The organism is Phocaeicola abscessus CCUG 55929, from assembly GCF_000312445.1.
Classification (GTDB): domain Bacteria; phylum Bacteroidota; class Bacteroidia; order Bacteroidales; family Bacteroidaceae; genus Phocaeicola; species Phocaeicola abscessus.
The window spans coordinates 1-695 of record NZ_HE997193.1; the positions used below are offsets into that span (position 1 = coordinate 1).

Here is a 695-nt window from a genome sequence, read left to right on the forward strand (position 1 = left end):
TGGGCCGTGGTCCAGGTGATACCGCCGTCTGCGGAGCTGACCTCCAGGTTGGTGAACAGGTTGGTCGTCCCGTTATGGGCCGTCACCTTGAAAGGAGAGAGGTTGGCCTGCGTAATGATGGGTCCGCGTGTTACGGCACCGATCGACGGGCGGAACTTGATCTCTCCCCTTTGGTCGAGACCCGTGGTCTCGTCCTGCGAGCAGGAAGCCAGTGCCAGCAAGCCCGCAGCCAGATACAATACATTCTTTTTCATGTCTTTAATTGTCTAATTAATGATAAATGGATAATATAAAAGTGTCACATCACTATTTTTAACATCTACATATTTATTTCTTCCGTAATGTTCTGCCACTCATCTATCGTAGGATGGAAACCTCCTCCATTCGCAATGGGTTTGGGCAGGTTCAGGCCCTCGATGAGGATGTGCACGTTTTTCGGATCGGGTGCCTCGTTCACCTGCGCGCTCACGTCGAAGGTGTAGTACTGCTTGCTCCCGTCCGAGAGTATCACATACAGGGAGAGCGTACGCAACGGATTGGCGGATGTCGACGTGCCGAAGCACAAGAAGCGAGCGGTCACTTTCTCGGCCGCCCCGTCCGCCTTTGCGGGAAAGGGAATCGTGCTTCGCAGAGAAGAACGCTCGTCTCTGCCCGCAAGCAGGCCTCCCGAGAGACCCGAGAGCGAGAAACTCAGT

At 54.2% G+C, this 695-nt stretch carries 2 pseudogenes; both read right to left on the bottom strand.

From position 1 onward, the window contains the following. Window positions 1-254 (bottom strand): annotated as a pseudogene (locus BN102_RS10440) (fimbrillin family protein); the annotation flags it as partial. Between the two features lie 65 nt (window positions 255-319). After that, window positions 320-695 (bottom strand): annotated as a pseudogene (locus BN102_RS11050) (DUF5119 domain-containing protein); the annotation flags it as partial.